We start from the raw sequence: 22,460 nt of genomic DNA on the forward strand, positions 1-22,460 counted from the left end.
TAAAAAACGCGTTTACGCCTGAGAAAGTATGCATCCTCGGTGTAAACGCGTTTTCTTGATCATGAGAATAAACCACGTAATCGTGTCACTCCCATTGACGGGTTTATTTTTTATTTTTGGTATCTTGCGTATCGTGTTCCGAATCCTTGGGCTGACCTGTATTTGTTGCAGGTATATGCGTATGAGCGAGCAGAGCATGAGGTTCTATGGAGAAGCTGCCGCTTCGTTTTCCCTGAATCAGATAGATAAGCAAGAACAGAATCATAAACATCACGGAATATCGGTACATATCGGTATAACTGGTTATGGCCGCAATGGCGCCAAGAAGAAGGGCACCGGTTGCGATACCCAGATCCAGCGAGTTCAAAAACATACCGTTAGCCATACCCCGCTGAGATGGAGATACAACTTGAATCATCCAGGTCTGCAGAGATGACTGCATGGAACCATAGCCGATCCCGTAGATAAAGGCAGCAATGAACAAGATGGACATGGAGGTTGCATACGAGAGCAGAAAGAGGCCAACAGCAACGAATATTGCCCCTGGAATAAGCAGTGCTTTTGGACCCTTAGTGTCATAGATCCGTCCTGCAAAGGGTCTAACCAATAACACGGCGAGTGCATTGAACAAAAAGAACAGCGCAGGATTGGCCAGATTGGCTTCCTTGCCATACAGAACGATGAATCCGACAAGTCCACCATAGGTGATGGATAACAGGCAATTCAGCACACTGGGCAGAATCAACTTGCGGTTGAAAGGTGTCTTCTGTTTTGGGTTGGACCCTGAAGCACTTGTTGTGGCTTGTGGCATGATGGTTGTACTGTTATCGGTTCTGACTGCTTTCTTGCGTGTCAGCGAATAACTCAGTGGATAGATCACAGCGAGGACACCCGCAGTACATAACATGAGGGTTACAAATCCAGCACCCTGTAGCAGAGTGACCCCAATAATTGGCCCCATAGACATAGCCAGGCTAGTCGATAGACCAAAGTAACCCATACCTTCACCCATTCGTTTGACGGGCACAATGTCCGAGGCCATCGTTGGAAAAGCGGTACTGCTCATACCAAACCCGATACCAAACAACATTCTCAGCAACAAGAGCACAGCTATACCGGCAGCAAAATAATAGCCGAGCGTTGCCAGCAGGGCTACGGACAGGCCTATATAGATCATGGCGTTACGAAGGCCCTTCTCCAGTGCTTTCGCGGAATAGAGACGGGCTGCAATGGCACTTAGTGCAAACAGACAGGTGAATAAACTTACTTCAAAAGCATTGGCGTGAAATCGCTCCTGAACGTAGGACGGAAGCGGAGAGACGATCATGTGCAGTTGCAAGAACAACAAGAAGTTGCACAGCATCAGCAGAATAAAATCGGTGGTCCATAGTCTAACTTGTGTAGATTGTTCTTTCATGATGATGTATTCCCCCTGAGTTGTGATTCATTACAAGTTGCGGTTAATGAGGGAAAGAGTATGTTTAAATGCTTCCATCTGGTCTTCGGGTATACCTTCAGCAAGTTCTTTATTCATTTCTCTTTCAATCGGAACGAGGATATCAATTAACGCTTTGCCTTCTGTGGTGAGATATAACAGATAGGCTCTGCGATCCTGTTCACTGGTCCGGCGTTCTACCCAGCCTTTTTTCTCAAGCAGATCAATAATCCGCGCAGTGGTGGGTTGGTCTTTGAAGACACGTGCAGCGAGCTCCTTCTGATTCACACCTTCACCGCGGTCAACATTAAAGAGAACAGAAAATTGCTCTGTCGTAATATCATAAGGTTTGAATCGCGTTGCAAGTAAAGCTACAGCTTTACGATGTGTGAAACCCAGCATGAATCCAACAGATTGTTCCAGTGTATAGTCCATGTGATTGCTAGACCTCGCTTCCTTAATAAAATGTTCCAATCAATTAGTTGTTATAACAACTATATGTTAAACAAGTATTTTTGTCAAAATGAAATATTCTCATATTGAACGTACGGGTGCGCTGTGCAATGATCCGAAAATACTGTTAGAATAGTAATGAAACCGCTTTTATGGAATCGATGTCTTGCGTGCTTGAAAAGTGTAGAAAACCAATTTGCTCTAACTAATGTTGGAGATGACCAAGGAGAGCTGTGCATGCTAAAGAATATACCCGCAATAATACCTCCAGAGTTACTCAAAATCATGTCCGAAATGGGCCATGGAGACGAGTTGGTTCTGGCGGATGGCAATTTCCCCGCAGCCAGTCATGCCAAGAGACTGGTACGCTGTGATGCACTGGGAGTCGTTGAACTGCTGGATGCCATCCTGCAATTATATCCACTGGACACCTATGCTAAGCGTCCCGCTGCTGTCATGCAGGTTGTGGAAGGGGACCAGGTGATCCCGATCATATGGGAAGACTATCGCCGGTTGATTGAAGAATATGAAGGCATAACGGATGCTTTTGATCATGAAGAGCGATTTGATTTTTATAAACGTGCTTCGAATGCCTATGTGATTGTTGCAACTGGTGAGCGAGCGCAATATGCCAATCTGATTTTGAAGAAAGGTGTCATTTTCCCCGATGCTGATCCTGGTCAGGAACAGCAGAATGCTGAATCGAACTGAATAATTACGGCGACGGAGCAGTGGATGCTCTGGTCGCCTTTTTATTTTTACCATTGCGGAGCCAGTATACCAGAACGTACAGAATGGGCATGGATTCGATAAGTACCGTGTACAAAGGTACAGCGTAAGAGCGGATAGCCAACTCGTAAGAGGCGGCATCTCTGGCATATTGAAGTACAATGGCAGCAGCCGTTCCCCCAATTAGATACACAACAGATTTTTGCTGCCTGATCCCGCTGAGTTTGGAGAGACAGACGGAAGCGACATACAACAGAAATGAGCTGCGAGTGAACATCGTTGTTGACCAAATTGCGATCAGAACAGGGTCCAGATTATCCAGAAAATCTCCGTATCGCGCAAAGCGTACCATCTCAAGTAAAGGATAGCGAAGCCCGGCGGCAACATACGGACCAAAATTCATCAAGATGAATATCCAGAATACAACGATGAATATAACAACGGTGATGCCGGCAAATAACATGCTTTTCAGCATAGGACGCCTGAAAGCAACGACCGGTGCGAGGAAGAGGAAAAACATCCATTCGGAGAACCATGGCATGGTGGACAAAGAACCCATCATGATCTCACCCAGATCATGATGGGTTGCCATCGCAAGCAGCATGCCAGTATTGCCCCCACCCCCAACCGCCGGAATAAGTAAGCCGGAAGTGAGAAGCTGTACCAGAAAAATACCTTCCGACATAAATACAATGGTAACCAATCCTGAACGCGCAGTCAGGCAGATGCACAGCAAAGTGAGGGTTGATGTTAACCATATCGGAGTCTGTGGCAGATACATCGATTGCAGGAAGATAATGAAATTCTCCACATCAATGGACAACAAGTAGATACACAACATTAGAATTAACCCGATATAAAAGCGATGCACAACCTTGCCCACGATATCTTCTCCATAGGAAATCCAGGGTTTGTCGGGGTTAATGGAACCCAAACGGTATGTAAAGAACAGAAAAATCAGACTGAGTAAAAAGCCGCCGATGGTTGATAACCATCCCTGATAGCCACTCATTTTGAATAAACGTTGCAGAAGAAAGGCAATGGGTTCGGAATACAGGTAAACAAACATGAAGCGGTAAGCCTGCCCCGCAGTCAGATGGTTCATGGTTAATCTCCTTTCTTATTTAATCATGTGATCAACCCAGCCAAAGACCAACTGGATTACATCATTGGGATTAGGCCATGCTGACCAGCTTACAGCGAGCGTGTTCCATACGAGAAATAGGCCGAGCAGTATGAAATAGGCACGTCTGATTGCTTTTTTGCTTGTTTTTACAGATGACCAATCCAGTAAATACAGTCCCGCAAATACTAAAACGGCTAACACGTATGTAACCTCCTTAAAAAGCCATTCCCGTGCAAGCTAGAAGCTTGACTCCGAGCCAACAAATTGAATGTTGATATTTGTGTTGACAGAAAACTGAAGATCATTCTTTACATAGTTGATCCATGTAGGCCGCAGCTTCTTCCATACCTTCGGATATCTCCATTCGAGCCGATATCCAAGCATGAGTATGTCGGAGCCTTGGTGTTTCGCGGTTTGAATGGCCTGAGTAAGATGAGCACTCACTTTTTCATTAGCAGCTTGTTCAATGTCCTTAATCCCAACAATATCTTCGGCCTTTAATACAGGAATGACCGAATTCAACTCCGCTTTGCCCGACAAATTGATTACAAAATGTGGTTCACCATTCTGGAGCTTTACATGTATATCCGAATGCATGCGGTATAACTTCATGCTTGCTTTTTGTTTTTTGGTTCTAACCGAAATGGTCATCGAATCCAGGTTTTGTCCTGCCCAGGCAACAGCGCGTGCTTCATCCGCCGAGAGTGTTCCAACCATCCGCATCTGACTGAATATGGAGCCACCGATTTGACTGACCCACTTTTTGGATTCTCCCTCTTCGCTGACCATGTTGGTTTGTTTGCTGCCTAACATCGATGAGGCAAATCCCTGATTCATTTTATCGGATGTAAATATGCTTAACACCTGGGTTTTTAATAGGTTTTCCTCGGTGGAGAATTCCCGAAGCACGTCACTTGGCGTTTCTTCGAATACCGGAGTCAGATCAGAAACGTCCTTGGCTTTGCCATTCGCAACCATTACGTAGCTGCTCAGGTGGAAAAGGGGCTGACGTGCAATCCATTCCATCGTGTCTTCAATCCCCTCACGTGCATAAGCTTGGCCAAAGACAATCACTCGCGTATGTCCCCAAGATATTTTACGTGTCAAGTCTGTCTGGATACGCTCTATCGCATCGGCAATTGTCGGTGCAGTTGCCGAAACCGCTGCATATGGATCTTTGCCTGTACCACCACCTTCTGGAGAAAGACGATTGGGGAGCGGCATGCTGAGGGTGACCTCGATCTCTCCAGGGGTATCTGCTTTGTCCACGTACATGGCCGTAATAAAGGTGCGCTCATTAATCTCGACTTTCGACCAGCATCCGGTACATAACAGACAACAAATAATGACGACCATAAGTGGAAGGCGAGACTTTCGAAATATCATGATGTATCCTGCCTCCTTTCATTATCGGTCGCATAGGCTTTAGTTCGTTTTTTCATCAAGAACCAAGGTACCCGAATAAACGTATCCTTAAAATCACGCAGGACGAGTGGGGCAAAAGGCTGCATGTACGGAACACCAAATGAACGCATGCTGACCATATACCAGTACAACAGATAGATAGAAATGACTACACCGAATAAGCCCAGTGTTCCTCCCATCAACAGAACAGGAAAGCGGAGCAGTCGGAAGGCCAGACCTAACTCGAAATGCGGAATAATAAAGGCTGCAATGCCTGTAATGGACACCACAATAACCAATGGAGCAGAGACAATACCTGCCTGTACAGCGGCTTGTCCAATGACTATACCGCCAATAATAGAAACCGTCTGTCCAAGCGGCTTGGGAATACGTATTCCCGCTTCACGTAATCCTTCGAAGGTAATCTCCATGATGAAGGCTTCAATTAATGCCGGAAAAGGAATGTTCTCTCTCGCGGAGGCAATTGTAATGAGCAGATTGGTTGGAATGATCTCGGGATGAAATGTAGTAACTGCTACATATACGGAGGGCAGCAGGAGAGCAATGACGGCAAACAGCAAACGGATAATCCGGATAAATGAAGCCGAATGGAACCGCTGATAATAGTCCTCGGACGACTGCATCAAAGAGAAAAATGTGACTGGAATAAGCAGGGAGAAGGGTGTTCCATCCTGCATGACCCCGATTCGTCCTTCTACGAGAGCAGCTGCAACGGTATCTGGTCTTTCGGTATATTGATACTGTGGAAATGGAGAAAGCGGATGGTCTTCCAGAAACTCTGATAGATAGCTGACCCCAAGACTGCTGTCCATATCAATCTCACCCAGACTGGTTAATACATTTTCCAAAATCTCAGGTTTGCATAATCCTTGAATGTAAATAACAAAAACTTCGGTTTTGGTATATTTGCCGATGGTAAATTTGATCATTTTAAAATCGGGATGTTTGATTTTGTGTCGCAGCAGAGACATATTTACATTAATATCTTCGATAAATGCTTCCTGGGGGCCAACGACGACGACTTCATTTGTTGATTCAGGTACGGAGCGCTTCTGATAATTTTGAATTGAAAAAATGATCATGCCAGACATGCCTTCGATATAGAGTGCTGCGTTACCGGTTACGATATCATCTACCACCGTTTCCGCTGAATCCCTGTGCTCGTTTTCAAGAGAAAAAAAGGTTCCGCTCACGACTTGCGTAATGAAATCGGGACCGACCTCGTTCCGTGCAGCCTCCTCGAGCAGGGGCTTCACAATAGCTTCGCGCATGATCTGTGTATCAACAATGGATTGAATATAGAGCAAAGTGCAATGGAGCGGCCCGATCTGAAGGGGTTGATAGATCATATCTGCCACGCCGATTAGACGTGATTGCACCTGTATCAGAATGCTTTCTTTCATAGATCCCTTCCTCCTAAATCAATGAATGGTTCAGTTCCCTGTCCGCTGAGCGATACTATAGTGTGCAACGCTTCGACTGAAATATACTCCGAACGATGAATGTTCGGTATCTCTAGAGAAAAGTTCCTGGATACTACAAACTTTGATACAGATGATGAATGGGGAAAGGGAGGGGACTGTTTTACAATTGAAGAAATACAAACGATGAGACGATGGTCTCCATCCCAGAGGAGTTGAGTGAAATGCAGCATCGAATCAGACAAGCGGGTCTTTCAGATTGTAACGAAGTGGGACAATTGTTCAATGAGTACAGGATGTTCTACAACCAAAATGCTGACATTGAGGCAGCACGTCAGTATATTAGAGAACGAATGGAACGCCATGAATCGGTGATTTTGGTAGCAGAAAAGCCACTCTCGGATGGCTTAATTTGTACTGGATTCGTTCAGTTATATCCCAGTTTCAGTTCGGTATCGATGGGGCCTGTCTGGGTGCTAAATGATCTATATGTGCATCCGAATTATCGTCAGCAAGGCATTGCGAGGAAGCTCTTGCAAGTAGCCAAGCAATTGGCATTTGAGCGTGGAGTTCTTCGTATATCACTCTCAACTGAGTTAAGTAACAGGCAAGCCCAAGCTTTATATGAATCCGAAGAATATGCACAGGATACCAAATTCATGTATTATGAACTTAATGTATAAAGGGATGCTCCAAAAGGCGCAATATATAAGCACTATATAGATGAATGGCAGACTCGTGTCGTCGGGAACAAGGGGGAGTCGCAACATGATGCAGTGGATTGCCATGATCACGATGTTAATTGATCATATAGGAGCTGTCTTTTTTCCGCATATTATAGAGTTGAGGATCATAGGTCGTATCGCTTTTCCAATCTATGCATTTGCAGTGTATATTGGGTATAAACATACACGAGACGTGCAAAAATACATATGGCGGCTGTTCTGGCTCGCGATCATATCACAGGTGCCGTTCATGGCTGCGTTTAATCATTATTCTCTGAACGTGGTATGGACATTATGGTCAGCCCTTTTGGTATTATTCGTTATCGATAAATTGCCATCCCGCCTACTGGGTATTCCGATTGTAATTGGAGCAGGTTGGTTCATGGAAATTAGCCAAATGGATTACGGGATGTACGGGTTGGTATTGGTCCTGTTATTCCGTTATTTCCAGGGTCCTGTACTTGTCGTGGCACATGTCTTGTTAAATGCACTATATCTTCTGCTGCATAACAGCTCTGTGCAAATGTATAGTGTGCTCGCAACCGCCGGCATTGCTATTGCTCAGTATTACCAAGCGGGATTCCGTATGAAGGGGCCACGTTGGGTGTGGCGCTATTTCTATCCTGCGCATCTCGCCATTATTGCAATTATCCGATGGGTCTAAAAGAATGATCCAAAAATGCGAAGTAAAGAAGCCATCTTATCGTCAGTGAGTGACGATAGATGGCTTCTCTTCGTGATAGTGTGAACTTACTCCATTGCTGTAGAAGTGCCGTTATGGTGGCGGATTGCAGACGGGAAATATCCAATCTGAACGGCGTAGTCCAACATGGCGGAGATGAAGCGATCATCTGTTCTCGCACATGAGATTCCGGCAGGCTCCACATAAGCCGTTGTGACAGGGCAAGCATAGACATATGCTGAATCCTTCGCACCGTCGCCTTCAAGCTGTGCAATAGCCAACTGAAGAGCTTCCGGCTCCTTGCTGATGCTCGAGTCGAACAACCAGCGTGTGTAATCCGCGAATGGTAGCGTCTCGACTTCGTAACCAGCCCGATTCACAGAACGGATCAGCTCATCATAGCGGATAGGCTCCGGATTACAGATGTGGAATACACGACCGGCGGTATCCTGACGTAAGGCCAGATGAACGATCGCTTCACTTGCATAGTTAATCGGTGTGAAATCAACCATCCAGTCTGCCGCAGGAGCCTTGCCGAGCAATAACATCGCTTTGATCATACGATAGAAGGCGTTGCTGTCAATATTGGACTGGAAGCGTCCAGTCTCAGAGTGGCAAGTGAGGTTACCTGCACGATAGATGCTGACAGGTACTCCTTGCTCAGCGGCAATCATGAGCACTTTCTCGGCTTCAAGCTTGCTGTCCGAATACAGGTTGTCCACATGCAAGTCAGCCGGGAACCGATCATATTGCAGGGAAGATTCCCATTGTCCGCTGAGTGCCAGATCTTCCGGAATACCCATCGTGGATACATGGTGGAAGGAAGCACCTGGTTTGCTGCGAATCAAGTCTAACAATGCGACCGTTCCTTCCACGTTTGTTTTGGCGAACTGATCGGCATCTCCGAAATGACGTACGTCTGCAGCGCAGTGGATAACACGGTCAATTCGATCCTGTACATAAGCCGTTTGTTCAGCGGACAGACCGAGATTAGGTTGTTCGAGATCCCCTTCAATAATCTCCACACGAGTGGAGAGCTGGTCAGTCAGTTGTTTGCCAAAATAACCTTCCAGTACGTTAGTCAAACGTTCCATTGCAGTTATTCCATTGGATGGTCGACGAACAAGGGTGTAGATTCGTGTACTGGAATTCAGAATTAACTGTTGCAGCACATGAGAGCCCAGATAACCAGTTGCTCCGGTCAGTAACACATGCTCAGGTTCACGAATGAGCGGATACCCCAACTGGGATGTTAGCTCCACAGGGTGTTCGGATAATTGTGTAATCATACCATCGGTCACCACTGAATCCGTAACTTCTCCTGCACTGAGGGACAATACTTCCACACGACGAGCGAGAGCGCGGACTGTTTTCTCGGCAAAGAAGTCGGCAATTTTCAGTTGCGGATAATGTGGCTTCAGAATGACCAGTACATGAATGACTCGGAGTGAATCCCCACCGATATTGAAGAAGCTGTCTTCGACACCGAAGTCATCATGCTGAAGGATTTCTTTCCATGCGTCCAGGATGATGGATTCCGTCTCCGTCTCAGGCATGACCCGGTCAGGACGATCTTCATGTCGTTCCACATGAGGCAGGGATACCATCGCTTTGCGATTGATTTTCCCAGTCGGTGCAATCGGCATTTCATCCAGCTGACAGATCCACTTCGGTACAAAATAAGAAGGAAGTTTCTCCGTCAGTTCTGCCTTGATGTCCGAAACAGAGAGGGTACTGCCATCTTTCGATGTAAAGTAACCAACCAGCATATTTTGTCCGTCGGATTCTTTCTTCGGAATGACGGCAACGTTCTGGATCTGATCAAGCCGTGCAAAGTGATCTTCAATCTCCCCAATCTCAATCCGGTGACCGCGAATTTTTAGCTGTGAGTCACTGCGACCAACATATTCAAGCAACCCGGAATCCAGCAATTTGGCAATATCGCCAGATTTGTAGATTTTCTCACCTATCGCAAACGGGTTCTCAATGAATGCTTGCTCTGTACGTTCTGGCTGATTCAGATAACCTTTGGCCAGTGCAGGGGTAGAAATATATACCTCACCAGGTACACCTGCGGGACAGAGCTGTTGTTCTTCATTTACAATGTATACTTTGTAGTTATGAATCGGTTTACCGATAGGGATGTTCACCACATGTTCGGGAACCTGCTCACTGATGCGGTGAGTAGTTGTGGCTACTGTACATTCGGTAGGTCCGTACACATTAACAATATCAATCTGGTTTCCAAATTTACGCTGGAAGGCACGAACTTGTTCACCATATAACGCTTCTCCGGCTACAGTAATGATTTTGACTTTGGCCAGCTTGTGGAAACCTTCATCGGATAAGTAGGAAGCAAGCTGATTGAAGAAAATCGTAGGCAGTATCGTAATGATGGTTGTTCCTGTCCGTTCAATTGCACTTGCGAACTCTTCAACGGATACACGTTCTTCCGCAGACAACAGATATAATTCTGCTCCATAGAACAAGGCGCCAATGGTATCCCACACGGATGCATCAAAGCTGTATGTAGCAAACTGGGTTAATACATCACCTGGTTGAATGTCACAATCACGCTGAACCACACTGCCAAGATTGGTTACACCCCGGTGGGCAATCAGTGCACCTTTGGGTTTACCGGTCGACCCTGACGTATAGATAATATACGCAAGATCATCTGGGTGAATATCTAGATTGGGATTACTTGCTGCAAATCCGGCTAAACGACCATCCACAGCGAGAATCTGACGGACCGTAGCTATACTGGAGAACAAGCTGGAAGCTTGGGCATAAGAAGCCTCCGTTGTCAGCACGAATGAGGACGCCGTATCTTCCACGATATAACTGTTACGTTCTTGTGGATGCTCAGGGTCGATCGGAACATATGCACCACCTGCTTTCAGAATACCAAGCAGAGAGATGATGGTCTCCAGACTTCGATCCATAAAGATACTGACGAATTCACCTTTCTGCAATCCATTGGATAACAGAACACGTGCAACCTGATTAGCTCGTTCATTCAATTCCCTGTACGTATAACTTTTGGATGGCGATGTTATCGCCGGTGAATCCGGATATGCCGCTGCCGTTGCTTCGAACCAGCCATGAACCGTTTGGTTCTCTGGTTCGAGAACAGAAGTATCGTTCATTTCACGGTAAAGCAATCGATCTGAGGCGGAAAGAATATCTACCGTACCGATTGCTTTTTCACCGTCACGCACTAGGGCGAGTAGAAGAGTCTGGTAATATTCTGCATATCTCAGCACGGTAGACTCTTTCAACAGTGAACTATCATAGAACAGATCGAGAATGAGCATGTTCTGATCATCTCGAACGTTCCAGTTTAATATTTGAGGAGCTTGAGGCAACTGCACACTATTCAGCATAAAAAACGTTTCAGGGTATCCACCGTTTTGCAACGTGTATTCAATCTTGAGCTGCTCTGACACCTCATGACATAGTTGGCTGAAGGTCAATTTTCCCTGAATCTGCAATGAAAGATAGGAAGCTGCCTGATCTGGGGAAAGTATACCTATGGCAAGTTCCTGTTCAGCTGACAATCGGAATAACAAGGCTGCATAAGCTGAGAGGAGTACCGGGTACACCATCTGTTCTCCATACTTCTGTTTAAGTTCACGGCTCAGAGAAGCATGTAATGTGATTTGAGCAGACTGATAAGAGAATGATTGTTGACGTCGCCCAAAATCCAGTGGAATCTGCAGAACTGGCAAGCTAGATTCCGTGGAATGGGAAGAAGATGCTTGGTTTTCAATCACTTCAGTTATTCCTCCTTGGTTCAAACCGAATGTTTGTGGATTTGAATTATTGTTTGCTTACATTGAAATGAGAGATCAATTCTTGGAGTTCCTCAGACATGCTGTTAAGACGTGTGGAGGAGTCTACCAGTGTAATCAAAGATGCTTTTTGCTCATCAACAGATGAGGAAATCTGTTCACTGCTGTTTGCTGTCTTACTTACGCTTGAAGACAAGTCGTCTGCTGTAGCGGTCATTTCCTCCGTACTCGCAGAGATTTCTTCCGTCGCGCTTGATACTTCCTGAATCTGATTAGATACCTTTTTCGCTGCTTCTAAAATATCTTCGAACAGTTGTCCTGTTTGATCGGCTACGCTGAGCCCTGTATCTACTTCTGAAGTACCTTGTTCCATAGCACGTACAGCTTGTTTAATTCCAGCTTGAATCTCTTGGATCAATACGCCAACCTGGCTGGTTGCTTGTTCAGACTGCTCGGCAAGTTTGCGTACTTCACCTGCAACAACTGCAAATCCTCTTCCTTCTTCACCAACACGAGCTGCTTCAATGGATGCATTAAGAGCAAGCAAGTTGGTCTGGCTGGAGATTCCCGAGATGATATTGAGAATATCGCCGATTTCCTGTGAACGACTCTCCAGAACCTCAATGGCAGAAGCGGTATTCTTAACCGATTCCGTAATCAGATTCATCTGTTCAGATACCTGACGGACAACGCTGTTACCTTGTTGTGAACGACGTTCCATCTCATAGGCTTCATCCGCTACACTTGCCGAGCTGCTGGCAATCGTCTGGATTACGGTAGCCATCTCGGACATGGCACGTGCACTATCCCGGGTTGCCTGTTCCTGTGAACGAATGTTGGAAGTAATTTGAGTCACATTATTATTAATAGAATCTGCATTCTCACTGTTGCGCTCGGAAACTTCATATAGCTCTTTGGCAGACTGATTTACTTCTTGTGATGTGATTTGCACTTTTACGATCGTATCGTTGATTTTGCGAACCATGGTGTTGAACTTCTCGTTAACGAGTCCCAGATCGTCTTTGCCTGTCGGAATGTTGACATTCAAATTACCCCGACTAACGTCATCAATTCCTTTGATCAAGTGACGGATAGGGGAAAGTGTGTTTTTAACGACAAGGTATTGGATAATCAGGAATAACAGCAAGAAGGCCACAAGGATGATAATTCCGTTTTTGAGCAAGGAGTTCAGTCCCGCGGGTACGGCTGATGCATCTGCATCAACGGCAAAATATGAGAAAATCTTACCGTTGCTGTCTTTGATAGGATATGCAATGGTTGTCCATGTACCGAAATCATCAGAATAAAATGTTGTGAATGTTGGGCGATCTGTATTAAGCATTTCTTTCAGTGCATTGGCTACAACGACTGGCTGCTCATACATGTCACCAATATTTACGTTCTCACTTTGAAAAGCCTCTCTTAGGTTGGTCGGCATCGCTACAAGGGAAGTTAATCTCTTGTTATCGCCACCGAGCTCAACACCGAAGATGTAGGCTTGTGCAATGTTAGGATAATATTCTTGCATTTCATCGAAATACGCTCGTAATTTCGTTTGTGTTGCTCCATCATAGCTACCTTCCGTAATAGCAGCTTGTACCTCGGCAGGATTGATATCTTCAGCCCACTTCTTGGTAATTTGCTCCACCTGTCCATGCAGTTGATCAACAAGAACTGTTTTTTGAAAATAGTAACTGCTTGCGATAAGTGCTACCCCGATGATAACGATATTAGTAAATGAGAGTAACAAATTTTTGGAGAAAAACGACATGCTTTTCCAACTTAATGATTTCACTAAATTCCACTCCTGATCTTCTTTAAATTAAGAAACGTTAGCTTTGGTACAGTGAACTAGATCATTCCTTGATCCCCTCCAAAGGAAATTTATGCGACCATGGTCTTGGTTTATCAGTCGCTTTCGTAGAGACTTATGTACCGTATGAACCATAGGTGTCTAATTATTAAAACACATCTATAATTAATATGTCGTATAAAATGTCGTTAAATTGAATAGTATCGTTAAAATTTTTTTAATATTTTACGTATTTATGGACATATCAGATGGTTTATAGGTATTTAGAACTGTTTATTTTAAAATTTCCCATTTTTTAGCTTCATTCTGTATTCTATAACATGGTGGGTAAAAATACATCCTTCAACCAAACAAAAATATGTTGGCAAAGATGCAACAGAAGGCACGGATATACATCGGAAGCGGTTTTATCTATAATAACTACATATGCATTTCTCAAATTATGAGCAGCGGGGGTTTATAGATGAATCTTAAACAGATAGCAGCAGAGCGTGCGGCAGAATATGTTGAGGATGGAATGAAGGTTGGATTGGGTACAGGTTCAACAGCTTATTATGCCATCTGCCGAATCGGTGAGCGGGTACGCGATGGATTGAACATTCAAGCGGTTGCCACTTCAGAGGCTTCGGACAAACTTGCCCGTGAATGGGGGATTCCCATCGTCCCATTTGACCAGATTGGGCGTCTGGATCTGACCATTGATGGCGCTGATGAAGTAGATCCCGAATTTAACCTGATTAAAGGGGGGGGCGGGGCTCTTTTGCGTGAGAAAATCGTGGCAGCCAATAGTGACAAATTGATTATTGTGGCGGATGGCAGCAAAGCTGTGCAAAAGTTGGGGAAATTCCCGCTTCCAGTTGAGGTGGTTCCATTTGCTTCTGAGTGGACCTTCCAGACGCTCGAAAAATTGGGGTGTCATCCACAGTGGCGGATGGATGGACAGCAACGTTATCTGACAGACAACGGAAACCTGATAGCAGATTGCCACTTGGAGGCGATTGATCACGCTGCGGATCTTAATGTTCAATTGAATATGTTACCAGGTGTTGTTGATAACGGACTATTTGTGGATATGGCTAGTACAGTCATTCTTGCCAATGCGGACGGAAGTATCGAAGAGCTTCATCGTTCTTAATATGGAAGAGGGTGCTTTTCATCGTATGAAAGAACTGCCAATCGTTGATGGTGAACTTGTAATCAGGTGTGTGGAGAAACAGGATCTGAAAGAACTCTATGAATTGATCTACAGTGATGACGTACCTGAATGGAAGCAATGGGATGCACCCTATTACCCACTTAAACACGAAAGTTATGAAAGTTTTGAACAAGGTATGCTCAAACGTATGGACGTAGATCCAGGCGATTCCAAACCCGTATCAATCCGTATCATTGAATCCGACAGACAAATTGTGGGTACAATCAGCTATTACATAGAAGATGAGTTATCCATGTGGCTGGAAATGGGGATTGTAATATACAGATCTGTTCAGTGGGGACGTGGGGTTGGCACACGTTCACTTGTCATGTGGTCAAGTCATTTGTTCGAACAGCTGCCTTTGGTTCGGGTTGGATTGACTACTTGGTCTGGTAATGAACGAATGATGCGTGCGGCTGTGAAAGCCGGATTTCAGGTGGAGGGGCGAATGCGGAAGTGTCGTATCGTTCGTGGGCAGTACTATGATTCAATTCGTATGGGGATGCTCCGTGAGGAGTGGGAGCAGAAGCTGGCCCCCCATACGAGCCGAAATGTAAACAACTGATGGAGGATTATTGAAATGCTGAACACGGAGGACAACCGGGAACTGTCTTTACAATTATTCGTGGTTCTTGTTCGGGCCTACAATTCTGTGACCTCACGTTCCAATCGGGACATCCAGAGTCACGGACTGAATACGACAGAATTTGGTGTGCTTGATTTGTTATATCATAAGGGACCGCAGGCATTGCAAAAGATTGGTGAAAAGGTCTTGATGTCCAGTGGTAATATTACGTATGTTGTAGATAAGTTGCAAAATAAAAATCTGCTGTTTCGTCGACCATCCAAGGAAGATCGGCGTGTCATTTACGCTGAGTTAACCGAGGAAGGAAGAGAATTGTTCACACAGATATTTCCTCAACATCATCAGGTCATCATTGATGCTTTGGAAGGACTTGATCCTTCTGAGAAAGTGGATGCGATTAAGATGTTGAAGAAGCTGGGACTGGCTGCAGAAGGGAAAACTGACTTGCGTTCATAACGCAGGTCAGTTTTTTTGTGGAACTCGAAAAGTACAGGCATATACTGGCTGACTGACTTGCAAGGCCCTCCATAATATAGGAAGATTGTTCTATACATCCATCGTGTGTAAAAAATGATTATCGAAAGTTCATGTATAATGGAACAGAACAATTAAGAGCGGAATGGATGGATTGGAATAAGTAGAAGAACCTATCCCGATTGCAAGTTAGCTAACATTGATCTCATTCTGGATTAGCCACGAATGAAGATTGAGTGTGATGCGGGTATGAGGAGGGGGGCATCTATGAGTCATCAAGAAGCAGGAGAACGATTGCTCCAAGAATCTGCAAACTTAGCTGATAAAATAACGGAGAAACAGTATCTCAGACAGCCTGATTTACTTGAGCGATTTGGCGAGAATGGAAAAATGCGAACCAAACAGGATTCGGAGTATAGCTTGAATTATTTGGCAGAAAGTGCGCTCGTACAGAGTCCAGGTCTGTTTACTCATTATATTGCCTGGCTGAAAGTTCTACTTGAGGGTTATAAGGTATCACCAGAAGATCTTATTATTAATCTCAATCTGATCAAAGAGACATTGGAAGAAGAATTTGACCATCCGTCAAAGGCACTTCTGCTTGAGTATCTGGAGATGGGAATATATAGAGCAACACACATGGAGTCACAGGCGGGTTACATCAACGAATCCATGCCATATGGAGATGCCGCGCAATCGTACTTACAGTGTTTGCTGGAGAATAAACGGAAAGAAGCCTTCGAGATCATTGAAGCCCAGTTAGAAGCTGGGGTGACGATTCGTGATATTTATCGATATATCTTTCAGCCCACCCAATATGAAATTGGACGATTGTGGCAATGCCATCGTATCAGTGTGGGGCAAGAACACTTTTGTACGGCAGCGACCCAGTCATTCATATCACGTCTTTATTCTCGCTGGTTGATTCATACAGGTCAGGATAAAAAACTAGTGGCTACCTGTGTAGGCAGTGAACAACATGAGATCGGACTGCGTATGCTCACAGATGTGTTCGAGATGGAAGGTTGGGATACGCACTATCTGGGAGCCAATGTTCCCAATGGAAGTGTAATAGAGGCTATAGAGCGGCATCGGGGCGATGTTGTTGCGATTTCAGTTACGATGACGTATCACCTTCATCTGGCCAAAGATTTGATTCATCTGATCCGTCATCATCCGGTAACGGCACATGTGAAAATTATGGTTGGGGGATATCCCTTCAATATTGATCAGGAGTTGTGGAAAACGATAGGAGCTGACGGTTATGCTCCAGGAGCCGATGAAGCGGTAGCGGTTGCAGAACAATTACTGGCTCAGCCAGCTGCATGTAATCATCTTGATATGGTTAGGGATTAGGAGAGGGATGATGTGATGTCTAATGAGAGCGGAGAGATACAGAGGCTACGCAGAACGATTGAGCAGTTATCGGATCAGATGATCCGGAGTAAAGAGCAAGAGGAACGGACACTCTCGGAATTCTCGGATATGAATAATGAACTGGTGACACTCCAGCGTCTGCTTGCGAAGAACAATAAAAGTCTTGAAGCTGCACGTCAGCAAGCAGTAGATGCAGGTGATTCAAAAAATGCATTTATTGCAGGCATCAGTCATGATTTTCGCACGCCATTAAATGGAATATTGGGGATGGCTGAGATGCTTAAGTTGTCCCCCTTGTCTGAAGAACAGGAGAATTCCGTTTCCGTTATACAGGATGCTGCCAAACTGCTGCTTAAGCTGATTCAGGACCTTTTGGATCTGTCCAAACTTGAGGCGGGTCAGATGCGACTTGAACTGGGAGAAGTGGATCTGCAAGAGACGATAAACTATATTATCCGTTTGCTCGAACCCCAAGTCAGAAAGAACGGAAATCAGTTATCGATAGACTGTGACCCCAGAATCTCTACTCTTCTTGTAGGGGATTCAACGAGGATTACACAGATACTGATCAATCTAATTCAGAATGCGAACAAATTCACATCAGAAGGTACGGTGCGGATAAGAGTCACCCTTATGAAAGATGATGAAACTACACAAATGATCCGCTTTGAAGTGGAAGACACGGGGATTGGTATCCCGGAAGAAGATCAGCACCAGTTATTTCAACCCTACATGCAGACTGAACGAGGACGCTCAAGTGAATATGGAGGAACGGGCCTTGGATTATCGATCTGCAGGTCGCTCGTAACACTGATGGAAGGTCAGATTGGAGTAGACAGTCAGGAGGGTGAAGGCTCAACATTTTGGTTCGAACTTACACTTGGTAAGAAAGACGGTAACCAGTCCACTAACCCGTCTGTTGCTTCCACTCAAGAGCATCAGGGGCAGAATATGGATGATGAAGCTCCTTCTGTATCTGTATTGCTGGCCGATGATAATGTCATCAACCGGCAGCTTGTTATGTTGCAGCTCAAGAAACTGGGAATAACCCAAGTGGACGCTGTAGTGAATGGGGAAGAGGCAATAGCTGCTTTTCTCAGCAAAAAATACAGTTTGATTCTCATGGACTATATAATGCCATTGATGGACGGTTTGGAGGCAACACGCAAAATCCGTTCGATAGAAATGGATGAAATGCGCCATACCACACCCATTATTGCAATGACAGGTAATGTGATGCAGGAAGAGAAAGACAAGTGTATGGAGGCCGGGATGAATGACTTTATTGGCAAACCCTTCACGCTGGAAATTCTGAGAAAGATGATCGAGAAGTGGCAGCAATCCTCCGAACCAACCGAGGTACTAAATATGAGCATCGTACATGAGATTGCGGAATTAAACACCGATGGCGATCGTACACTCCTCGGTATATTGTTGGACATGTATCGTACCGAAACACCCGGCAAGATTGAGGTGCTGCGTAGACATATTGTGTCGGGCGACCATGTTGCTGCAACCGAGGTAGCCCATGATTTGAAATCAGGGAGTCTGAGTCTGGGGATTCGTTATTTATCAACTTTATTTGCCCGGATAGAGCAGTTCGCGAAGGAAGGTCAATCACGGAAAGCAGAACCTTTGCTGGATGCTTTGTTACCCGCCTATCAAGCAGCATGTGCATCACTGCAACAAATAAGTAAAGATTGAACATATCTTAATGAGGAAAGAGGGTAGGACTCGTTCATGTTATTCTACGTACTTGCAGCACTGGTACTGATCGTTCTTGCTCTTCTGTGGACAGGTGGGCTTTATTTTTTCAAAACGGCCATTCGCCGTACGCCAAAAACATTTTTGGTGGATAATCCGAATCTGATGCCTGAACCGGACAATGAAATCATTAGCAGTGCTTCTGATCTGAAGTGGCTGGATGCTCAGCCTACTACAGAAGAGATATCTCTTCAATCACATGATGGATTAAAACTGTATGGTACATGGCTCGGTTCCAATAAAGGGTCGGATCAGACGGTTATTCTGGCACATGGTTATTCGGGGAGAGGCAGAGAAATGGCTGGTTTTGCCCGGTTTTATGCGGAAAAGCACGGTTATAACGTACTCATGCCAGATGATCGGGGTCATGGCCGGAGCGAAGGTGATATCATCGGTTTTGGTTGGTTAGATCGGAAGGATTATGCCCAGTGGACCAACTGGGTGCTTGAAAAAGTGGGTACACAAGGGGAAATCCTATTGCACGGCATATCCATGGGAGGAGCAACCGTACTGATGACAGGTGGTGAAGCCCTGCCGACTCAGGTTAAAGCGATTGTCTCTGATTGTGCATATACATCCGTGGAAGAAGAACTGACGTTCCAGTTAAAGCAATTATACAAGCTTCCTGCATTTCCGTTTATACCTGTCACAAGTCTAATCTCCCGATGGAAAGCAGGGTATTCCTTTAGAGAGGCTTCGGCTCTCAAGCAGCTTGCCAAAGTTAACGTTCCCGTGTTATTCATCCACGGTGAGGCTGATACGTTTGTACCAACGGAAATGGTGTACAGGTTGTATGAAGCTTGCCCAACCGAAAAGGAATTGCTGACCGTCCCCCGTGCGGGCCATGGCACAGCGTTTCAAGTCGATCGCACTGGATATGAGGTGGCACTGGAATCCTTTATGAAGAAGAATCTGTCACCTTCGTGCTTCGTACCTGTAAGTTCAGAGGCCAAGTAAAGCGATGGCCTTGTGTTTATAGGTATGCCCATGATTAAAGGGGGGCGCCGATTTTGATTGATTTTCTTTTGTGACAATCTGGGGTATTAAGTAGAAGATGCAAATCATTTTCTAAACGATGGGGGTTTCTTGATGGGAAACGAACAATTTGAGGCTGCGCGAAAAGCAGAGGCAGGTTATCACTCCAACTTCTATCAGAATAATGAATTATTTGCCTCCGGTACCTGGATGTCGAGGCCCATGCCTATGGTGATGGATATGCTGGAACGTCTACTTGCTCACAAGGAGGAATTGCGTGTCCTCGATCTGGGATGCGGAGTGGGAAGGCATACGATACCGATTGCACAGCGTCTTGCTAAAACGAACAGTGAAGTCATCGGTGTGGATTTGCTGGATGAGGCAGTAGACGGACTTCGCAAGTATGCGAAAGAATATCAGGTTGATCATATCGTGCAGGCAGTGAAAGCAGATGTTGAACATTATGCTGTGGAACCAAACTATTTTGATTATATCGCTGCTTGTTCTTGTCTGGAGCATGTCTCCAATAAGCAAGCCTTCATGGAAGCGATAGACCGGTTACAGGCCGGAACTCGCACAGGTGGTATTCATTGTATTACCATGAGTACCAGTGTGGAGGAAAAAGAAATCAATACAGGCAAGGAGATTGAACCATTAATTGAACTGAACTTGTCGACAGTTGAAGCGATCGCATTGCTGGAGGATGTCTACAAAGGCTGGAATATTCTGCTTCAGGAACATGTTACACAGACGATTGAAGAGGAAAAGTATGATGAACCGACACAATTTCGTTGTGAACTGCTTCGTTTCGCTGTACAAAAGCAATGAATTCTCTGCCGGGACCTGACCATGGACCCGGCACTCTTAATGTGTGGTCTGAAGGGAGATCGTTAAGGATGAATACATATGTAATAGGGATGGATGGATGAGGGAGCCACACGCGTGTGGCTGTCGCAGATCAGAACGGGAAGATTGTATCCTATGTGCAAAAGAATGGTTGCAACCGTTATCACGATACCAATGCTGAGCAAAATGTGCTGGAGGGTATCGCTGAAGCCATAACTCAGGCTGGACTCCAATCAGATCAGATCGCTGCCATTCAGGCCGGAATGGCGGGTCTGAATCGACCTGAAGATACAGTTTGGGCGGAGGCATTACTCGCTCGTACGGGGATTACAGGCAGGATCAGTGCGGTAAACGATACGCACATCGCCCATACAGCGGCCTTCGACGGTGAGCCAGGTATTGTCGCTATTGGAGGAACAGGATCTCTGATCCTTGGTAGAACCGAGCAGGGTGCTTGGCTCCGCAATGATCAGTTCGGTCATTATGCGCCGACAGCAGCACGTTTTCTGGCTTACGACACGGTTCATTCCATACTGGCTGGACGTTATGAGTTGCAGGATCAAGAATGGATTGAGCAGGTTTTAACGTATTGGAATGTTGCCTCAATTCGAGAGCTCGCTGCGTTGGGGATAGCCGGTTTTGCCGAAAATAAACAGGCGACCAACCGGAAATTTGGTCAGATGGCGTCTATGGTGACTGAAGCTGCTGATCGGAATATTTCCCTTGCAGTTAGGGTGTGCGACTCGGCTGCCGATACGGCTGTTGTGGGAATCCTCATGCTGGCATCCTGTTTCGATCAGCCCACAGTGTCCATGACGCTTACCGGAAGCTGTCTGAATTCACCCTATATGGTGGAGGCTGTTCAGAAAGGACTGGATGCTGCCTATATGCGCGAAGGGAAAAGAATTCAATACATACCCAGTAACTTGCCGGCAGTTGGGGGCGCACTGCTGGATGCCTACCATTTGGCGCAGATCAACGTATCGGATAACATCTCAACTGTGCTTCAATCGGAGCTGAATCGGCACACGACTTGAACTTTTAGAGGCTAACGACTACAATACGATAACGGAAACAAGCAAGGTATAGGAGGAATCAAGGTGTTAATTAATCTGAAATCACGCATACAGGAACCGGAAGTACAGGAGCTGTTGTCCTACTCGGTCTTCCCTGATCCGGATCACTTGAACCGTGCGTTGCAACAATATGTAGAGAGAGACGAACTGCAAATGGGCGGTTACGAAGATGAGGGACAATTGATCGGTCTGATTGGATATGAGAAGACAGGAACAAGTGAGGTTACCATTCATCATATCTCGGTTTTGCCTGAAAACCGCTTCAAAAATTATGGACGTGGTATGATCTCACAACTGCTGGCAACATACAATCCCGATAGACTGATTGCTGAGACCGAGCTGGAAGCCGTCGAGTTTTATCGGAATACGGGGTTTGTGGTATATAGTCTGGGTGAATTATACCCAGGTGTGGAGCGATTCCGTTGTGTGCTCGAAAAAGAGGAAGATACAGACGAAGAGTAGCACAGAGGCCTTTTATTACTTTGGGAATATATGGAATATAATCATTACAGGATGTTGGATTTGGCAATGAGCTGAGTCGGACGTCCTGTTTTTTTTGTCGTT

At 45.4% G+C, this 22,460-nt stretch carries 20 protein-coding genes; 12 read left to right on the forward strand and 8 right to left on the reverse strand.

Annotated features, from left to right (window positions below; translation table 11 throughout):
• Positions 1–103: 103 nt before the first annotated feature.
• Both MKY92_RS10550 and MKY92_RS10555 read right to left on the reverse strand, forming a co-directional pair.
• Positions 104–1,417: an MFS transporter gene (locus tag MKY92_RS10550; protein ID WP_339300586.1), complete on the reverse strand. Its 1,314-nt coding sequence runs from the start codon at positions 1,415–1,417 to the stop codon at positions 104–106.
• A gap of 30 nt (positions 1,418–1,447) precedes the next feature.
• Entirely contained in the window at positions 1,448–1,870 is a 423-nt protein-coding gene (locus MKY92_RS10555) for a MarR family transcriptional regulator (protein WP_076208963.1), read from the reverse strand.
• A gap of 255 nt (positions 1,871–2,125) precedes the next feature.
• Here MKY92_RS10555 and MKY92_RS10560 point away from each other — a divergent pair, with 255 nt between their 5' ends.
• The gene (locus MKY92_RS10560; protein ID WP_339300587.1) at positions 2,126–2,599 is read left to right on the forward strand and encodes an RbsD/FucU domain-containing protein; all 474 of its coding nucleotides are present in this window, start codon (positions 2,126–2,128) and stop codon (positions 2,597–2,599) included.
• A 4-nt stretch (positions 2,600–2,603) separates the two neighbouring features.
• Here the strand turns inward: MKY92_RS10560 and MKY92_RS10565 are convergent, their stop codons facing one another.
• The 4 genes from MKY92_RS10565 to MKY92_RS10580 are packed head-to-tail and all read right to left on the reverse strand — an operon-like array spanning position 2,604 to position 6,571.
• Positions 2,604–3,722, reverse strand: coding sequence for a GerAB/ArcD/ProY family transporter (locus MKY92_RS10565; protein ID WP_339300588.1), 1,119 nt, complete (start codon positions 3,720–3,722; stop codon positions 2,604–2,606).
• Between the two features lie 15 nt (positions 3,723–3,737).
• Positions 3,738–3,944, reverse strand: coding sequence for a hypothetical protein (locus tag MKY92_RS10570; protein WP_339300590.1), 207 nt, complete (start codon positions 3,942–3,944; stop codon positions 3,738–3,740).
• A gap of 36 nt (positions 3,945–3,980) precedes the next feature.
• Positions 3,981–5,129 (reverse strand): Ger(x)C family spore germination protein, encoded by a 1,149-nt coding sequence (locus MKY92_RS10575; protein WP_339300592.1) that lies wholly within the window; start codon positions 5,127–5,129, stop codon positions 3,981–3,983.
• Positions 5,126–6,571 (reverse strand): spore germination protein, encoded by a 1,446-nt coding sequence (locus tag MKY92_RS10580; RefSeq protein WP_339300594.1) that lies wholly within the window; start codon positions 6,569–6,571, stop codon positions 5,126–5,128. Before MKY92_RS10580 ends, MKY92_RS10575 begins: the two co-directional genes overlap by 4 nt.
• Before the next feature lie 242 nt (positions 6,572–6,813).
• Between MKY92_RS10580 and MKY92_RS10585 the strand changes: the two genes are divergently transcribed.
• Both MKY92_RS10585 and MKY92_RS10590 read left to right on the forward strand, forming a co-directional pair.
• Positions 6,814–7,272: a GNAT family N-acetyltransferase gene (locus MKY92_RS10585; protein ID WP_339300595.1), complete on the forward strand. Its 459-nt coding sequence runs from the start codon at positions 6,814–6,816 to the stop codon at positions 7,270–7,272.
• An 85-nt stretch (positions 7,273–7,357) separates the two neighbouring features.
• The gene (locus tag MKY92_RS10590; RefSeq protein WP_339300597.1) at positions 7,358–7,978 is read left to right on the forward strand and encodes a TraX family protein; all 621 of its coding nucleotides are present in this window, start codon (positions 7,358–7,360) and stop codon (positions 7,976–7,978) included.
• A gap of 86 nt (positions 7,979–8,064) precedes the next feature.
• On the opposite strand, the gene MKY92_RS10595 is transcribed toward MKY92_RS10590, so the two are convergent.
• Both MKY92_RS10595 and MKY92_RS10600 read right to left on the reverse strand, forming a co-directional pair.
• Positions 8,065–11,772: an amino acid adenylation domain-containing protein gene (locus MKY92_RS10595; RefSeq protein WP_339300599.1), complete on the reverse strand. Its 3,708-nt coding sequence runs from the start codon at positions 11,770–11,772 to the stop codon at positions 8,065–8,067.
• Positions 11,773–11,818: 46 nt separating this feature from the next.
• Complete coding sequence (locus MKY92_RS10600) at positions 11,819–13,561, reverse strand: methyl-accepting chemotaxis protein (protein ID WP_339301755.1); 1,743 nt, start codon at positions 13,559–13,561, stop codon at positions 11,819–11,821.
• Positions 13,562–14,066: 505 nt separating this feature from the next.
• On the opposite strand from MKY92_RS10600, the gene rpiA reads away from it, so the two are divergent.
• From rpiA to MKY92_RS10645, 9 genes are all read left to right on the forward strand, one after another.
• Positions 14,067–14,738: a ribose-5-phosphate isomerase RpiA gene (gene rpiA, locus MKY92_RS10605; protein ID WP_339300601.1), complete on the forward strand. Its 672-nt coding sequence runs from the start codon at positions 14,067–14,069 to the stop codon at positions 14,736–14,738.
• Between the two features lie 25 nt (positions 14,739–14,763).
• The gene (locus MKY92_RS10610; protein WP_339300602.1) at positions 14,764–15,363 is read left to right on the forward strand and encodes a GNAT family protein; all 600 of its coding nucleotides are present in this window, start codon (positions 14,764–14,766) and stop codon (positions 15,361–15,363) included.
• Between the two features lie 15 nt (positions 15,364–15,378).
• Complete coding sequence (locus MKY92_RS10615) at positions 15,379–15,840, forward strand: MarR family transcriptional regulator (protein WP_017689273.1); 462 nt, start codon at positions 15,379–15,381, stop codon at positions 15,838–15,840.
• A 285-nt stretch (positions 15,841–16,125) separates the two neighbouring features.
• Positions 16,126–17,214 carry a cobalamin-dependent protein gene (locus tag MKY92_RS10620; RefSeq protein WP_339300603.1) on the forward strand — a complete coding sequence of 363 codons (1,089 nt, stop codon included), beginning with the start codon at positions 16,126–16,128 and terminating at the stop codon, positions 17,212–17,214.
• Positions 17,215–17,229: 15 nt separating this feature from the next.
• The gene (locus MKY92_RS10625; protein WP_339301757.1) at positions 17,230–18,939 is read left to right on the forward strand and encodes an ATP-binding protein; all 1,710 of its coding nucleotides are present in this window, start codon (positions 17,230–17,232) and stop codon (positions 18,937–18,939) included.
• Positions 18,940–18,975: 36 nt separating this feature from the next.
• A complete protein-coding gene (locus MKY92_RS10630) occupies positions 18,976–19,956 on the forward strand; it encodes an alpha/beta hydrolase (protein WP_339300604.1) in 981 nt (326 codons plus the stop codon).
• Between the two features lie 132 nt (positions 19,957–20,088).
• Positions 20,089–20,802, forward strand: a complete 714-nt coding sequence (locus MKY92_RS10635) for a class I SAM-dependent methyltransferase (protein ID WP_339300605.1) — start codon at positions 20,089–20,091, stop codon at positions 20,800–20,802.
• 116 nt (positions 20,803–20,918) lie between these two features.
• Positions 20,919–21,857, forward strand: coding sequence for a BadF/BadG/BcrA/BcrD ATPase family protein (locus MKY92_RS10640; RefSeq protein WP_339300607.1), 939 nt, complete (start codon positions 20,919–20,921; stop codon positions 21,855–21,857).
• 63 nt (positions 21,858–21,920) lie between these two features.
• Positions 21,921–22,358: a GNAT family N-acetyltransferase gene (locus MKY92_RS10645; RefSeq protein WP_339300608.1), complete on the forward strand. Its 438-nt coding sequence runs from the start codon at positions 21,921–21,923 to the stop codon at positions 22,356–22,358.
• Positions 22,359–22,460: the final 102 nt, after the last annotated feature.

It is taken from the genome of Paenibacillus sp. FSL R5-0623, assembly GCF_037974265.1.
Lineage (GTDB): Bacteria > Bacillota > Bacilli > Paenibacillales > Paenibacillaceae > Paenibacillus.